Below are 15,171 nucleotides of genomic sequence, written 5' to 3'. Positions count from 1 at the left end.
GAGACCTTCGTGCAAATGGACCACAGGCCGACAATGCACTAACATTCAAACCGGACCACTCAGTGGGGGCATTCCATCAAACACTGCAGCTTTCGCTGTCACGCTACAACAACGCTACACCGAGGACTTCTGGAACAACGCCGATGACATCCTTGCTTGACATGACAAAGTAAATCAGTCAGGAATGTCCGCAGATCAGCCAGGCTCCTTGTGAGCGCAGCCATAAACTCTCTCACAGGCGATGGAGAAGACCATGACCCGACCTGCAACGGGCGACCGGCTTCCTTTGGCGGAGATGCTGCGCCAGGCAGCGGCCGGAACGGCCCCTTCGGCGGCACTGGAAGCTCTGATCGAACGGGTAGGGGCAGTGAAATGAACGCCCATACCGAGGCCCCCCTGACCCCCTGGCTGCAAAATGACACGACCCCGGTGCATGACGCGCGTGTTCTGACAGATGGTGGGTCCCTGGCAAAGATCGTGCTGGATGGCCAGGTTTATACCCTGCGCATCACGCGCCAGGGCAAGCTGATCCTGACCAAATAACATCGCCCTCCGAAGGCAACGCCTTGGCGCTTTTGCAGTTGGGATAACGATTTCACAACCGGTCCTGAATGGCGGGGGAATCCGCCTCAGACTTTCCCTCGTCCGGCAGCTCTCCCTCGTGCTGTCGAACGGGGGAATTTTATATGTGGTAAAGGGATAGCGGCGGGACCTGGCCGACGCCCAACCGGATCAGCCGCCAGTATGGCTCATATGCCGGCTCATCTGGCCCCGGATCAGACCCTTTGCACTGTTCGGGGAGGCATCGTTTGGGGGAGAGCCGTCCAGGGCGGCGCCGTCTGACTGCCGGACATAGTCGAAATCATGGCCCTTGGGCTTGCGGGCAATCGCCTCGCGGATTGCGGCTTCCAGCGGCGCCGGATCGTCCGGATGGAGCCGCAGCGGCGCGCGCAGATCGGCCATATCCTCCTGGCCGAGGCACATATAAAGCTCGCCGGTGCAGGTCAGCCGCACCCGGTTGCAGCTTTCGCAGAAATTATGCGTGAGCGGGGTGATGAAGCCGATCTTCTGCCCGGTCTCATTGATCCGGACATAGCGCGCCGGGCCGCCGCTGCGTTCCAGCAGATCGGTCAGTGTGAAGCGTTCCGCCAGCCGGGCGCGCAACGCACGCAGGCTCCAGTACTGGTCGAGGCGGTTTTCCTCGCCCATCTCGCCCATCGGCATCACCTCGATGAAGGTGAGGTCATGGTCTTCGCGGGCGCACCAGTCCAAAAGTGGGAAAAGCTCGTCCTCGTTAAAGCCCTTCAGCGCCACGGTATTGATCTTGACCCGCATCCCGGCGGCCTTTGCGGCCGTGATGCCGTCAAGCACCTGGGCCAGCCGCCCCCAACGGGTGATGGCGGCGAATTTCTCAGGCACCAAAGTGTCGAGCGAGACATTGATCCGCTTCACCCCCAGATCGGCCAGAGGCTGCGCGAAACGGGCAAGCTGGCTGCCATTGGTGGTCAGCGTCAGCTCTTCCAGCGCGCCGGTCTGCAAATGCCGCGCCATCGCTTCGAAAAACGTCATGATGCCGCGACGGACCAGCGGCTCGCCGCCTGTCACCCGCATCTTCGAGACGCCAAGTCTGATAAAGCCTGAACAAAGCCGGTCAAGCTCTTCCAGTGACAGAAGCTCGGCCTTGGGCAGGAAAGTCATATGTTCCGCCATGCAATAGGTGCAGCGGAAATCACAGCGATCCGTCACCGAGACCCGCAGATAGCGGATGGCGCGCGCGAAGGGGTCGATGAGCGGGGCCGGGTTGTTCATATGCTTAAAGTAGGGGCGGCGGGCCTGTGCCACAAGCCGCAATCGCAGGCCAATCGGGGAGTTGCAGGCAAGGGGCGGGACGCCTATTCTGGCGTTATGATGAAACGCGCCCTTCTCCTCCTGTCGTTGTCCCTGGCTGTGCCGGGATGTTCCGTTTTCGAAGGGTTCGGCAAGGGTGGCAAGGCCCCTGCGGCGAATCCGGGCCTTGCGACCGAATTCGCGCCGACGGTCACGACCACCGCGCTCGGGGCGAGCGGTCACAGCGCTGCGGCGCTGGACAAAACCTCGGATGCGGAAAAGGCGGCGGCCCTTGCGAAACCGGTCGCTTCGGGCGAACGCGAACTGGGCAAGGCCGTGGTGGCCCTCGGGCCGCCCGCTGAAACCGGCCTCTGGGTGCAAAGCGTGCTGGTCCAGACCAAAGGTCAGGGCCGGGTCGTGGCCCCGGGCGGGAAAACGCTCGCGGTTGAACTGCGCCCGGGCAGTGGTGGCGCGCTGATGTCGCTTTCGGCCTATCAGGCGCTTGGCCTGCCGCTGACCGGCCTGCCCGAGCTGACGCTTTACGGCAACTGAGCCGCATGGGCTTTGGTCGGCAATCTCCTTTAGTCGGCAATCTCATAGGGCAGCAGATCGCGGGTATTCGGATCGACCCTGAGCCGGCGTTCCAGCGGCGGCACCGAGCGCTGGTGGCAATTCATCCGCTCGCAGATCCGGCAGGAAATCCCGATCGGCTCGAACCGCCCGCGCGGGTCAAGCCCGTCTGAATAGACCAGATCCGGCGCATGCTGGATCTCGCAGCCGAGGCCAATCGCATAGCGGCGCACCGGCGCGAGGAAGGCGCCGGCGGGTTTCGAAACTTCGCGCGCGAGGTTGAGATAGCGCACCCCATCCGGCGTCTCGACAAATTGGCGCAGGAATTTCCCTGGCGTTTCAAAGGCCTGGTGTACGTTCCATAAGGGGCAGGCGCCGCCGAACCGCGCGAATTGCAGCCGCGTCGCGGAATGGCGCTTGGTGATGGTTCCGGCCTGATCGACGCGGACGAAGAAGAAGGGGATGCCCTTGGCGCCTGGCCGCTGCAGGGTTGAGAGCCGATGCGCCACCTGCTCAATCGAGGCGCCAAAGAGATCAGCAAGCCGCTCCAGATCGTGGCGGGTCTCGCGTGCGGCCTGCAAAAACGCGCGGTAGGGCAAAAGTGCGGCCCCGGCAAAGTAATTCGCGAGCCCGATCTTGGCGATATCGCGCGCCTCGGGTGTCGAGAACCGCGCCAGATCCAGCGTCGCCTCCAGCAGGTCATTCTGGGTGATCAGCGCCAGCTGGTGCAAAAGCTGAAACCGCTGTGTCGCATCCTGGGCCTGGCCCGAGATCACCAGCCGCCGCGTTGACGGGTTGTAATGGCGCACCGGCACGCCAGTCTCATAATGCAGCGAGACGCCGCGCTGGCGCAGCAGATCCTGGGCCAGCCGTACCACGTCGCGCTTTGGCTCTCCTGATCCGGCAAAGATCTCGGCGGCCCGGTCGACCGCATCGATATAATTGTCGCAATAATGGAAGAAGTCACGCACCTCTTCCCAGGGGCTCGGTTTCAGGCCGATATCCTCGCGCCCCAATGCCTCATCAAGCGAGGCCAGCCGCTCATGGCTTTGCCGGTAAGCACGGTGCAGGTCGAGAAAAGCCCGCGCCAGAGCCGGCGCATTCGAGGCCGCCAGCCGCAGATCCGCCAGCGGGGGATTTGACGCCGTAAAGACCGGATCCGCCAGCGCCTCGCGCATATCGGAAACCAGCCGCTCGCTCTCGCCCACCGTCAGCTCGGTGACATCAAGCCCGAATTCCTGCGCCAGCGCGAGCACCACCGCCGCCGAAACCGGGCGGTGATTGTTCTCCATCTGGTTCAGATAGGGCAGCGAAACGCCAAGCTTGTCGGCAAAGGCCTTTTGCGTCAGGCTCAGCCGCCCGCGGATCTCGCGCAGCTTGACCCCGGCATAGAGTTTTTGCGTGGCCATATCGGGCTCCGTATTTGCAAATCGCAAGATCCATTTGCAAAGATTGGTGGTCAAGCGGATTCGCCGGCTGCTGGCGCTATCATCCCGCAGAATCTGGCGCTGCCCATCGCAGGGCGGGCAGGGGCAGGGTGGGCGGGTGAATTCCAGCGAGGACCCAGCCCATGGCACAGATCGAAATCCGCCCGCTCCGCGCCTCTGATGAACCCGAGTGGCGCCGCCTCTGGGCCGATTACCTGAGTTTCTACGAAACCTCGGTGCCGGAAGAGGTGTACCGATCCAGCTTTGACCGCCTCATCGGCGATGATCCGCAGGATTTCTCGGGCCTGATCGCGCTGGTCGATGGCAGGCCGATGGGGCTCACGCATTTCCTCTTCCACCGCCATGGCTGGAAGATCGAGAATGTCTGCTATCTGCAGGATCTCTATGTCTCCCCCGAGGCGCGCGGCACCGGCCTCGGGCGCAAGCTGATCGAAGCGGTCTACCGGATCGCCGATGAAAAAGGCGCCCCCGGCGTCTACTGGCTGACGCAGGAGTTCAATACCACCGCCCGCCAGCTCTATGACCGCATTGCAAAAGTCACGCCCTTCATCCGCTATTCGCGCTGAAGAGCCTCATTTTCTGTCCTGAAATATCCCGGGGGAGCGCGGAACGCGCGCGGGGGGCTGGCCCCCCGCCTCTGCCATCAGCCACAGGCTCAGCCGTTGCCGCGCCGCGTGAACAGCCCGGCATCCTGCGCGGCGCGGCGCAGGGCGTTGGATTTGTTCACCGTTTCCTGGTATTCCGCTTCGGGGTCGCTGTCATAGACCACGCCGCCGCCGGCCTGGATATACAGCTTCTCATCCTTCAGGACAGCCGTGCGCAGGGCGATACAGAAATCCATCTCGCCATTGGCCGCGAAATAGCCGCAGCCGCCGCCATAGACGCCGCGCTTTTCCGGCTCCAGCTCGTCGATGATCTCCATCGCCCGCACTTTCGGCGCGCCCGAGACCGTGCCTGCAGGCAGCCCCGCCAGCAAGGCAGATAAAGCATCCTCGCCCTCGCGGATCTGGCCCACCACATTCGAGACGATATGCATTACATGCGAATAGCGTTCGATCACGAATTTCTCGGTCGGCCGCACGGTCCCCATCTGCGCCACACGGCCCACATCATTGCGCCCCAGATCCAGCAGCATCAGATGTTCGGCAAGCTCTTTCTGATCGGCCAGCAGATCGGCCTCCAGCGCATTATCCTCTTCCACCGTCGCGCCGCGCTTGCGGGTGCCGGCGATGGGGCGGATCGTCACCTCACCATCCCTCAGTCGCACCAGGATCTCGGGGCTGGCACCGACCACCTGATAGGGGCCGAAATTGAAGAAGAACATGAACGGCGACGGGTTCGTGCGCCGCAACGAGCGGTAAAGTGCGAAGGGTGGCAGCGGGAAATCCATCGTCCAGCGCTGCGACGGCACGACCTGGAAAATATCACCGGCGCGGATATAATCCTTCGCTTTCGCGACCGCTGCTTTATAGCCGTCATGGCTGAAATTCGAGGTCAGCTCGCCCGAAATCGCCACACCGTCGATCTCGCGCTGTACGGCAGGCGCCCGGTCAAGATCGCGCAGCGCATCCATCACCCGCTCAGCCGCCTGGGCATAGGCCGCCCGCGCGGTGACGCCCTTTTCATACCAGGCCGGCGCCACCACGATCACTTCGCCGCGCACCCCGTCCAGCACTGCCACGACCGAGGGGCGCATCAGCACCGCATCGGGCAGGCCAAGCGGATCCGGGTTCACATCCGGCAGATGTTCCACCAGCCGGATCATGTCATAGCCAAGATAGCCAAAGAGCCCGGCAGATGCCGCCGGCAGATCATCGGGCATGTCGATATGGCATTCGGTGATCAGGGCACGCAGCGTGTCGAGCGGATGGCCCTCCAGCGCGGTGAACCCATCCGGATCAAACCGCGCCGAGCGGTTGATCTCGGAGGCTTCCCCCCGGCACCGCCAGATCAGATCGGGCTTCATGCCGATGATCGAATAGCGCCCGCGCACCTCGCCGCCGGTCACCGATTCCAGCATGAACGTGTCTTTGCGCGCCTCGCCCAGCTTGAGCATCAGCGAGACCGGCGTATCCAGATCCGCAGCAAGCCGGGCCCAGATCAGCTGGTTTTTCCCCTCTCCCCAGGCTTTCTCGAAGGCGTCGAAAGAGGGTTCCAGTTTCATTGCAGGCCCGAATTCACTTGGTTGATGGCGTTTTGATTAAGGGTCATGCCCGCTTTATCCGCCACACTGGTGGTGAAGGCGGTGAAAGCATCCTGCGCGACTGCCTGTTCCAGCTGCGACGAGATCGCGGCTTTCAGCGCTTCGGCCTCATCGCCGGTTTCCGCAGCCGCGGTCACGTGATCGAGCCGCAACAGGCCGATAAAGCTGCCTTCCTCGATCAGCCGGATATCGCCGGCCTTCATCGCGAAGGCGGCTTCCAGCACCGAGGCCGGAATGTTTTCCGTCGTGGCCCCGTCGCGCGAGGTCTCGGCCACGGTCTCGACCGTGCCCAGCGTCGCGAAATCAGTGCCGCTTTCGGCGGCGGTTTTCAGTTCCAGCCCGCGCGCATCCAGTGCGGCGCGAAGGTTGCTTTGCTGCAGCGCCGCCAGCACTTCAGTCCGCGCCTCGTCAAAGGGGATCGGGGTCGGCGGCACCATCTCGACGAATTCCAGCGCCACGACACCGCCGTCGTCCAGCGTCACCGCTTCGGGGAAATCGCCTTGCTTCAGGGCACCGGCAGATGCGCGAAAGGCCTGGTAGCCTTCGAGCTTGTTGCCGGTCTGCGCGCCCGGACCGGTGGCGACATAATCGATCTGGCCGAGTTCCATCCCGGTCTGGGTGGCAAGCTCATCAAGGCTGGCACCGCCGGCAAGGAGGTCGTCGATCTCGTCGATCTTATGATTGATCTCAAGGCGTGCGGCTTCCAGCTTCACTTCCTGGGCGAGATCGTCATGCGCTTCTTCAAATGTGGTCTCTTCGCCCGGCAGCACGCCGTTGATGCGGAAGAGGGCCGGGCCAAGCGAGGTTTCTGCCGGAATAACTGCGCCTTCGGCTGCGGCAAAGACCTCGGCCCCCGCCGAACCGAGTTCGGTCTCCGAGACATCGCCCATATCGACCGCATCCATCGACAGGCCGCGCGCGGTGACGAGATCCTCGAAAGTGGCTTCGCCGGACGTCAGCCGCGCCAGGGCTGCTTCGCGCGCCGCCTCATCGGGATAGACCAGCCGCTCGACAAGCCGGCGCGGCGGGATCACAAATTCCGAAATCCGCGCATCATACATCTTGCGGATCGCAGCCTCATCGACCGGCAGGCCAGTGGCGATGGTTTCCGGGAGCAAAACCGCATAGCGCAGCCGCTTTGATTCGCCACGGGTGAAATCGGCGATATTGGCGTCATACCAGGCCTTCAGCGCCGCCTCATCGGGGTCGGTCAAAGGGGTGGTGAGGCTGGTTTCCGTCAGCCGGATCAGCGAGAAGCCGCGCCGCTCTGCCACCCATTTATAGATCGCATCGGTGGTGGCCCCGGGCGCGGCAAAGCCGCCGGTCACCGCGCCGGACAAAAGCGCGCGGGCTGCGTCACGGCGCAGGCTTTCCTCGAAATCGGCCTCGCGCCAGCCGGCACGGCTCAGCGCCTCGCGGTAGACGCTACGGTCAAAGGTGCCGGAACTGCCGATAAAGGCCCGTTCTTTCATGACTTCCTGCGCGACAGTCGCGTCGCCCACCGAGAGCCCTGCCGAAAGCGCCGCATTGTCCAGAGCTGCACGGGTCACGAGGCCCGCAAGCGCCTGGCGGTCGATGCCAAAGCCGATCGCCTGCTGCACCGGGATTTGCGTGCCGAATTGCTGCGACAGCTTTGCCGCCTCGTCGCGCACGGCCTGGGCGTAATCGCGCACCGGAATGTCGATCTTGCCGACCGAGCCTATGGAATTGATGGTGCCGCCGAAATTGCTGACACCAAAGCCGCCAAGCCCGAGGATCAGCATGCCGGTCATCAGCCAGGTCAGGGCCGAGGTGCCCTTGTTCTTCTTCTTCGGCTGATCATCAGGGCTTTTGGCCATGTCGCGGGCTCCGGTCAGAACATTTGCGCCTGTCTAAGGGCAAGCGGGGTGTGGGGCAAGGGCAGGGGCGTCACGCTTTCGCGGGAGGCGTTAATCGGGCGTGTCAGGGTCTGAAGTCGCGCAGCCGGCGGAACATTTCGGCGATGCCGTCGCAGTCGATATTGGCGAAAGCGATGCGGATCTGGCGGCGGCCGGCCTCGGACCCTTTGGGCGTAAAGAAGGTGCCGGGCAGCATCAGGATGGCGCAGTCATCCACGAGCCGGCGACACAGATCATCCGAGGCGAGATCGAACGGGTGTTCCACCCAGGCGAAATAGGCGCCGCATCCCATCAGCACCCAGTCGGTCAGGGCGCTGAAGCCTTCGACCATGGCTGCGCGCCGTTTCAGGATCTCCTGACGCTCGCCCTCGACCCAGGGGCCAAGGTTGCGCATCCCCCAGAGCGCGCCGGTCTGGCCCAGCTGGTTCGGGCAGATGGCGATGGTGTCGAGCATTTTCTCGATCTCCGTGAGAAGTGCTGCAGAGGCGACAATCGCACCAACCCGGTGGCCGGTCATCCGGTAGGCTTTCGAAAAGCTGTAAAGCTGGATCACCGTCTCGCCCCAGGCGGGATCTTCGAAAAGATCATGCGGGCGTCCGCCGGTCTGCGGCGAATGGCGGCTGTCGAAATCGCGATAGGTCTCGTCGATCACCAGCGCGATGCCATGCGCGCGGGCAAGATCATAAAAGGCCCTGAGTGTGGCCGACGGATATTCGACACCGCCGGGATTGTTCGGCGTGACCAGCACGATGGCACGGGTCTTCGGCCCGATCAGCGCCTCAGCTGCTGCCGGGTCGGGGATCAGCGAGGCACCGGTTTCCAGCACAAGGGTGGTCACGCCGCTCATATCCAGCCACATTTTATGATTGAAATACCATGGCGTGGGCAGGATGACCTCGTCGCCCGGGCCGGCAAGCGCGGCGAGGGTGGCGCAAAAAGCCTGGTTGCAGCCCTGGGTGATCGCAACCTGGTCCGCAGTAATCGTGCCGGAATAGGCGCGGGAAAACTGGCCCGCGATCTCTTCGCGCAGCGCCGTCATGCCCAGAACTGGCCCATAGAGATGCGCGTCAGGGTCATTCAGCGCGGCATCGGCGATGGCCTGGCGCAATTCCAGCGGCGGGATCTCCAGTGGCGCGGCCTGGCTTACATTGATCAGCGGGCGGTTCGCGGGAAAGCTCTTGCCCTGGATCCAGCGCCGCGCCTCCATCACCGGCGGCAGTTCGGTTGCACCCAGATTTGGATTGAGGGGAAGAGACATGGCCGGCTCCTGTGCCTGCTGGCTGATATGGAGCGGGGGGCTGCCTGCCCCCCGGGCCCGTTTCGGGCCTCCCCAGGGGAGTATTTGGATCAAGAGGAAGAGGCTGGATTTCCTCTTGATCCAAATACTCTCAGGGGGTGAATTGCGCCTTTCAGGCGCCAGAGGGGGCGGAACGCCCCCGTTCCCGATCAGTCGGTGCCGCGATAGGGCTGCACATATTGCAGTGCCATATCCCAGGGGAAGAAGATCCAGGTGTCCTGGCTGACCTCGGTGACATAGGTGTCGACCTGCGGCTTGCCATGCGGTTTGGCATAGACGGTGGCGAAATGCGCTTTCGGGTAAAGCCTGCGCACCAGCTCCAGCGTCTTGCCGCTGTCGACGAGATCATCGACCACAAGGATGCCGGAGCCGTCTTGCATCAGCTCGGGCTGCGGTGACTTGGTCACCACCGCCGAGGCCTGCGCCTGGTGGTTGTAGCTTTTCACGCTGATCGTATCGATCACGCGGATATCGAGCTCGCGCGCCACGATCATGGCCGGCACCAGCCCGCCGCGTGTGATCGCGACCACGGCGCGCCACTGGCCGCCTTCGCCCGGGCCCTTGCCATCCAGCCGCCAGGACAAAGCCCGCGCATCGCGGTGAATCTGGTCCCAGCTGATATGGAACCCTTTCTCATGTGGCAGGCGGTCAGCGGCCATTGGCGTCCTCTGGTCAGGTAGCGGCGATTTTAAAGCTGAGAAGGGCGAGTATGCCACCGAAACACCGGTCAATCACGGTTTTCAGCCGGGCATAGGCGTGGCGGGTCCGCTCAAGCGAGAAGAGCCGCGCGATCAGAAGGTTAAAGAGCACCTCGTTAAGGAAGACCGCGATCAAAAGCGCGGTCAGCCAGGGCCAGGTGGTGCCCGGCGGCACGGTGCCGACAAAGATCGCGCCGAAAAACACCGCGGCCTTGGGATTGGAGAACTGGGTGGCAAGCCCAAGCCAGAGCGCGGCCAGCGCGCCACGCGGTGGATGATCACTGTTATCGCCCAGGGGTTCGGGCGCGTGACGCCACATATTGAACGCGATCCATAGAAGGAACAGCGCGCCCAGGATCTTGAACCCCCAAAACAGCGCCGGGGCGAGCCTGAACAGCACCGCCAGCCCGAAAAGCGCTGCCAGTGCCCAGAACACCGCCCCGAAGCCGATGCCGCAGGCGAGAAAGAAGCTCGTGCGCATGCCTTCGGTCACAGCCGTTCGCGCCGTCATCAGAACCGCCGGGCCCGGAGAGGCCGCGGCGATCAGATGCAGGACATAGGCTGCGAGGAATGCGCTGAGGCCCATCTCAGTCCTTCTTGCCGGTCACAACGTCGATATCGGGCGCATCAATCGCCTTCATGCCGACGACATGATAGCCCGCATCGACATGCAGGTTCTCGCCCGTGGTGCCGCTGCCCAGATCCGACAGCAGATAGAGCGCGGATTTCCCGACCTCTTCCTGGGTCACATTGCGGCGCAGGGGCGAATTCAGCTCGTTCCATTTCAGGATATAGCGGAAATCGCCAATGCCGGAAGCCGCCAGCGTCTTGATCGGCCCGGCCGAGATCGCATTGACGCGGATCCCGTCGCGGCCGAAATCTTCGGCCAGATATTTCACCGATGCCTCCAGCGCCGCTTTGGCCACGCCCATCACATTGTAATGCGGCATCACCTTTTCGGCGCCGTAATAGGTAAGGGTCAGCATGGCGCCGCCCCGTCCCATCATTGCCCCCGCACGCCGGGCCACAGCGGTAAAGCTATAGACCGAAATATCCATCGACATTGCAAAATTGGCGCGGCTTGTATCGGCATAACGCCCGCGCAATTCATTCTTGTCGGAAAAGCCAATGGCATGAACCACGAAATCAATCGTGCCCCATTTTGCCTTAAGCCCGTCGAACAAAGCATCGAGCGATTCTTCGCTTGCCACATCACATTCGAACAGAAGCGGTTCACCCAGGCTGGAAGCCAGTGGCTCAACCCGTTTTTTAAGCGCTTCACCCTGGTAAGAGAAGGCAAGTTCTGCCCCCGCTCCCGCCAGTGCCTGGGCCACGCCCCAGGCAATCGATTTGTCATTGGCAAGGCCCATGATCAGCCCGCGTTTGCCAGCCATCAGTCCGGTTGACATTCCTGGTCCCTCGCACACCTTTACGGTTTGATAGCGTTGACGTTTAGGCGGAAAGGCGGCCTGCCGCAAGGGCGGGAGACCGTTACCGTTGACGTAAGAACAGGAGCGGGCATCGATGGAACGGACCGGAATATTCAAAGGCGACGATCCTTTTGCGATCGCGCGCAGCTGGCTGGCCGAGGCCGAAGCGTCAGAAGTGAATGATCCAAATGCGATTGCTCTGGCGACTGTCGACGAGGCCGGGCTCCCGGATGTGCGCATGGTGCTGCTGAAGGAGATCGCGGCCGAATCCTTTGTCTTTTATACAAATTATACTTCGGTAAAGGGGCGCGAGATCGAGGCTTCGGGCAAGGCGGCTTTCGTTATGCACTGGAAAAGCCTGCGCCGGCAGATCCGCGTGCGCGGCACGGTCACGCGCGAGGAAGGCAGGGTGGCCGATGACTATTACCGGAGCCGCAGCCTGACGAGCCGGCTTGGCGCCTGGGCCAGCCGGCAATCACAGCCCTTGTCCTCGCGTGAGGCACTGATGGCCGAAGTGGCAAAGGTTACCGTGACGAAAGGGCCGATTCCGTCGCGCCCGCCATTCTGGGGCGGATTTCGCATCACGCCGCTGGAGATCGAATTCTGGGCAGATGGCGCCTTCCGCCTGCATGACCGGTTCCGCTGGAGCCGCATCGGGGGGGGCGATGTGGAGGGCGGCGAAAAGGTTGCAAGCGGTTCAGGCGATTGGACAGTCCTCAGGCTCAACCCCTGATAATCGCGGGAAAAGGTAAACAATTCTGTCTGATCATACGATTTCCTCTTGATCAGGCGGGGTTAAGCCTTCATCAACCGAAAAGGGCTTAATCTGGGGAGATAGTCCTTGTTATGACTGAAGAAGATAAGGCCACGCAGGTGTTGCAGGGCCGGGTGAAGTGGTTTGATCCGGCTAAAGGCTTTGGCTTCATCGTCAGCGATATTACCAATGCCGATATCCTGTTGCACGCGAATGTTCTGCGCAACTTTGGGCAGAGTTCAGTCGCGGATGGAGCAGGGGTCACAGTCAGGATCCAGACTACACCACGCGGTGTACAAGCGGTTGAAGTTCTTGCGATTGAACCTCCGGAAGGGCCTGTTGTGCCCCTGGGGGAGCTGGCGGGTGAACTTTCGGCAGCGGATTTATCCGTTCTGCCGATGGAGCCTGCACGTGTAAAATGGTTCGATAAGGCCAAAGGATTTGGCTTCGCCAATGCTTTCGGGCGGGCGGAAGACATATTCATCCATATCGAGGTCTTGCGGGTCTCTGGTTTTGCGGATCTGATGTCAGGCGAGGCGGTGGCGCTCAAGGTAATTGAGGGCCGGCGCGGCAGAATGGCAGTGCAGGTGCTGAGTTGGGAACGTGCAATCGTCGCCCAGGCGGGCGAAGCCGGATGACGGCGGGGGCGGTGGCGGTGCTGCCGCCCTGCTGGACAGTCTTGTCGCAATCCACGAATATCCCCCTGAAAAATTCGGACAACAATCTGGCTGCAGCGCCGGGGTGCGACGCGTCTGGTCACAGGCGTCGCGGGATCTCCCGTGCTGTGCTTTCGGCCATCCTGGCCGGGGTGATTTTGAGCGGTCAGGCCTTACCTGGCCTGCCTTTTGCCGGCGCAGCCCAAGCGGCGCAGAGCTGTTCCCTGTCGCGCATCGACCTGCGCCCGCCTGCGAAAGAAGGGCAGGGGGAACGCCAGAGTTTTTCCGTTGAAATCGCCGACACGGCCGCCAGCCGCGCTCAGGGTCTGATGTATCGCGAAAGCCTCGCGCCCGAGGCCGGGATGCTCTTCATCTATGAGACACCGCGTCGCGCCGAGTTCTGGATGAAGAACACGCTGATCCCGCTGGACATCATTTTCGCAGATGCTCAGGGGCGGGTGACGGTGGTGCATGAAAACGCCGTCCCGGGCGATGAGACGCCGATTCCGGGCGGTGACAATGTTCTCTATGTGCTCGAGATCAATGGTGGTCTGGCAAAGAAGGCCGGAATCGTTCCGGGCAGCGAGATGCGCCATCCGCTGATCCGCGCTGGTGCCTGGCCCTGCCGCTGACCGTGTCGCAGCCTCAGACCCGTCTTTCCCGCACGCACCGTCTTTCCCGCACGCGTAGCAGAGTTATCTGCGAGGCCTGCCTTAAAATCTGAGTGACGTTGCCGGCTTGCATGCGGCATCAGCCCGATCCGGGCGGCGGTGTATTGAAGATCCTGATCCGCCCCGAGCCGCCTGCGGCGGCGCGTCGAAGCGGAGGCGATGAGGGCGCTGTTCTTTCAGTGCCGTGTAGCCGCGACCGGCGCGGGCTTTTCGCAGCGGATCTGAAAAGCGAAGGCGCCTTCTGTTCGGATCCGGTGGCGAAGGCAGTTGTCAGACCGCAGCGAAATCCTGCGCCCGACGCGGCCAAAGGGGGCGGCATGGTTGATCAGGATGTGTTCCACCTGGCCGTGAGCTGTCACTGCCTTGCCAGCCCTTGCCTTTCCAAACCTCATTGCCATGGGCGCCAGAGGCGTACGCCATTCGCCATGCAGCTCGACGGTCCGGACCACTTCGCGCAGGCTGAACCGATAGGCCGGGTAAGCCGCGATCCACTGCCAGGGCCCCGGCGGAACCGTGTTCTCGCCCGAAACGGACAGTTCGTTCCACCTTTGCACTTCAACATAGCGCCCGACCAAGCAATCCGCGCCGCTCCGATCCTCAGGGCGGGGCTTGCACGGAAACGTGCCCAGAGCAGGCCTGCCCGTTTCAGGCCAGTGCATTGCCGCCTCCAATGGAGCGGCGGCCCCAGGATCCACCCCTGGGATGCAGGGACCAAGGTGCTCGTGCAGAGTGTCGGGCGTGACCTTGGCACTCGTCAGTTCGTCAGCGGTCAGCACCACCGAACTGTTCTCCATGCTCATCCGGCACAGCAAACGGATAGTAAAGGCTTTCGGCAAGGCAAAAGCCATTGCAGGTGCTGCTCAAACTGCCTTTCGCGGCGTCTAATGCGCAAGAGCTCACTTCTGCATGCCGCTGGCCGCAGGAAATATGGCCAGACTGCAGCAACTGCTCGCAGCATAAACGGAAGGTAGCGTTTCGTGCAGGCCAAACCCGGCAGCCGGGGCAGATGAGCGGTCGGAGGTTCTGATACAGTATAAAACAACCTGCTCAGCGCCGGACTGAAACAGCTGCCTGTCAGGTCGCCTGCAACATGAAGAAGGCCCCGAGCTGAGGATATTATCTCATATATTCAGTATCTTATATTTCGATCTCGTCTGGTGGTGCGGGAAATGAAGGTTTACGCGTATTGCTGTATGAGCAGGCTTCCAACAGGTGCATGCAGAGCTTCCTGTGCGCATTGTTTCGGCTAAAGAGGTGCGGCCGTCAGCCTTCCTGTGCCATGACTTGCGCCACAGATCCGAAGCTGATGGTGCAAAACGCATTTTTATCGCAATCGGGGCTTTCCCTGCCGGTGGGAAACCGCTATCTGACTGCCAGTTCGGGGCGTAGCGCAGTCTGGTAGCGCGACGGTTTTGGGTACCGTAGGTCGGGAGTTCGAATCTCTCCGCCCCGACCAGCACTTAGCACCCTCCAAGCCTATACGGTTTGCACCTCGGTTTGCACTTTCGTTCGCGCTTCGGCCTCGCGCAGCTTCTCTGCAAGCCCATCTGTCATGTTCGGAGATAGCGCGACGTAGCGCTCGATCACCTCGGCAGCGTGCTTTATTGACCAGTCCATATGGGTCGCGATCTCTTTGAGATCTGCGCCGGCTTCAAGAAGTCTCGTTGCAGCCGTCCCTCGCGCATCGTAGAGCCTGAGGTCCTTTCTCAGCCCCATCTTTCGCGCCATTCGCTGACGGCA

General features: G+C 62.3%; 16 protein-coding genes, 1 tRNA gene and 2 pseudogenes. 8 read left to right on the top strand and 11 right to left on the bottom strand.

The features are described from left to right. Positions 1–253: 253 nt before the first annotated feature. Together AC4FS3_RS15800 and AC4FS3_RS15795 are read left to right on the top strand one after the other, a co-directional pair. Positions 254–376 carry a hypothetical protein gene (locus AC4FS3_RS15800; RefSeq protein ID WP_283177623.1) on the top strand — a complete coding sequence of 41 codons (123 nt, stop codon included), beginning with the start codon at positions 254–256 and terminating at the stop codon, positions 374–376. Beyond that, complete coding sequence (locus AC4FS3_RS15795) at positions 373–543, top strand: hemin uptake protein HemP (RefSeq protein ID WP_491021349.1); 171 nt, start codon at positions 373–375, stop codon at positions 541–543. Before AC4FS3_RS15800 ends, AC4FS3_RS15795 begins: the two co-directional genes overlap by 4 nt. A gap of 189 nt (positions 544–732) precedes the next feature. Here the strand turns inward: AC4FS3_RS15795 and moaA are convergent, their stop codons facing one another. Then, positions 733–1,809, bottom strand: coding sequence for a GTP 3',8-cyclase MoaA (gene moaA, locus AC4FS3_RS15790; protein WP_491021348.1), 1,077 nt, complete (start codon positions 1,807–1,809; stop codon positions 733–735). Between moaA and AC4FS3_RS15785 the strand changes: the two genes are divergently transcribed. Beyond that, positions 1,810–2,379 carry a hypothetical protein gene (locus AC4FS3_RS15785; protein ID WP_491021347.1) on the top strand — a complete coding sequence of 190 codons (570 nt, stop codon included), beginning with the start codon at positions 1,810–1,812 and terminating at the stop codon, positions 2,377–2,379. It begins immediately after the preceding gene. Positions 2,380–2,408: 29 nt separating this feature from the next. Here the strand turns inward: AC4FS3_RS15785 and AC4FS3_RS15780 are convergent. Together AC4FS3_RS15780 and AC4FS3_RS15775 are read right to left on the bottom strand one after the other, a co-directional pair. Continuing rightward, positions 2,409–3,203: pseudogene (locus tag AC4FS3_RS15780) on the bottom strand (helix-turn-helix domain-containing protein); the annotation flags it as partial. Between the two features lie 92 nt (positions 3,204–3,295). After that, a pseudogene (locus AC4FS3_RS15775) lies at positions 3,296–3,806 on the bottom strand (helix-turn-helix domain-containing protein); the annotation flags it as partial. 161 nt (positions 3,807–3,967) lie between these two features. Here AC4FS3_RS15775 and AC4FS3_RS15770 point away from each other — a divergent pair. Then, a complete protein-coding gene (locus AC4FS3_RS15770) occupies positions 3,968–4,411 on the top strand; it encodes a GNAT family N-acetyltransferase (RefSeq protein WP_491021346.1) in 444 nt (147 codons plus the stop codon). 89 nt (positions 4,412–4,500) lie between these two features. On the opposite strand, the gene trpE is transcribed toward AC4FS3_RS15770, so the two are convergent. The 6 genes from trpE to fabI form a co-directional block, all read right to left on the bottom strand. Continuing rightward, the gene (gene trpE, locus AC4FS3_RS15765) at positions 4,501–6,009 is read right to left on the bottom strand and encodes an anthranilate synthase component I (RefSeq protein ID WP_491021345.1); all 1,509 of its coding nucleotides are present in this window, start codon (positions 6,007–6,009) and stop codon (positions 4,501–4,503) included. Beyond that, positions 6,006–7,886: a peptidylprolyl isomerase gene (locus AC4FS3_RS15760; RefSeq protein ID WP_491021344.1), complete on the bottom strand. Its 1,881-nt coding sequence runs from the start codon at positions 7,884–7,886 to the stop codon at positions 6,006–6,008. Before AC4FS3_RS15760 ends, trpE begins: the two co-directional genes overlap by 4 nt. A gap of 103 nt (positions 7,887–7,989) precedes the next feature. Beyond that, positions 7,990–9,183, bottom strand: a complete 1,194-nt coding sequence (locus AC4FS3_RS15755; protein WP_491021343.1) for an aminotransferase — start codon at positions 9,181–9,183, stop codon at positions 7,990–7,992. A gap of 188 nt (positions 9,184–9,371) precedes the next feature. Continuing rightward, positions 9,372–9,881, bottom strand: coding sequence for a xanthine phosphoribosyltransferase (gene gpt, locus AC4FS3_RS15750; RefSeq protein WP_283177631.1), 510 nt, complete (start codon positions 9,879–9,881; stop codon positions 9,372–9,374). Between the two features lie 13 nt (positions 9,882–9,894). After that, positions 9,895–10,506 (bottom strand): LysE family translocator, encoded by a 612-nt coding sequence (locus AC4FS3_RS15745; RefSeq protein WP_491021342.1) that lies wholly within the window; start codon positions 10,504–10,506, stop codon positions 9,895–9,897. A gap of 1 nt (position 10,507) precedes the next feature. Continuing rightward, positions 10,508–11,329, bottom strand: a complete 822-nt coding sequence (gene fabI / locus AC4FS3_RS15740; protein ID WP_092896745.1) for an enoyl-ACP reductase FabI — start codon at positions 11,327–11,329, stop codon at positions 10,508–10,510. 115 nt (positions 11,330–11,444) lie between these two features. Here fabI and pdxH point away from each other — a divergent pair, with 115 nt between their 5' ends. The 3 genes from pdxH to AC4FS3_RS15725 all read left to right on the top strand — a co-directional run bounded on the left by pdxH (position 11,445) and on the right by AC4FS3_RS15725 (position 13,392). Beyond that, positions 11,445–12,083 (top strand): pyridoxamine 5'-phosphate oxidase, encoded by a 639-nt coding sequence (gene pdxH, locus AC4FS3_RS15735; protein WP_491021341.1) that lies wholly within the window; start codon positions 11,445–11,447, stop codon positions 12,081–12,083. A gap of 113 nt (positions 12,084–12,196) precedes the next feature. Beyond that, entirely contained in the window at positions 12,197–12,742 is a 546-nt protein-coding gene (locus AC4FS3_RS15730; RefSeq protein WP_491021340.1) for a cold-shock protein, read from the top strand. Positions 12,743–12,918: 176 nt separating this feature from the next. Beyond that, positions 12,919–13,392, top strand: coding sequence for a DUF192 domain-containing protein (locus tag AC4FS3_RS15725; RefSeq protein ID WP_491021357.1), 474 nt, complete (start codon positions 12,919–12,921; stop codon positions 13,390–13,392). A gap of 215 nt (positions 13,393–13,607) precedes the next feature. On the opposite strand, the gene AC4FS3_RS15720 is transcribed toward AC4FS3_RS15725, so the two are convergent. Next, positions 13,608–14,279 carry a hypothetical protein gene (locus AC4FS3_RS15720; protein ID WP_491021339.1) on the bottom strand — a complete coding sequence of 224 codons (672 nt, stop codon included), beginning with the start codon at positions 14,277–14,279 and terminating at the stop codon, positions 13,608–13,610. Positions 14,280–14,810: 531 nt separating this feature from the next. Between AC4FS3_RS15720 and AC4FS3_RS15715 the strand changes: the two genes are divergently transcribed. Next, positions 14,811–14,887: transfer RNA gene (locus AC4FS3_RS15715), tRNA-Pro, on the top strand. 20 nt (positions 14,888–14,907) lie between these two features. Here the strand turns inward: AC4FS3_RS15715 and AC4FS3_RS15710 are convergent. After that, positions 14,908–15,147, bottom strand: a complete 240-nt coding sequence (locus tag AC4FS3_RS15710) for a hypothetical protein (RefSeq protein WP_491021338.1) — start codon at positions 15,145–15,147, stop codon at positions 14,908–14,910. Between the last annotated feature and the right edge of the window lie 24 nt (positions 15,148–15,171).

This window comes from Pseudogemmobacter sp. TB195, from assembly GCF_058313095.1.
Note: the sequence above shows the minus strand (reverse complement) of the source record. Positions and strands in the feature narration are given on the sequence as shown.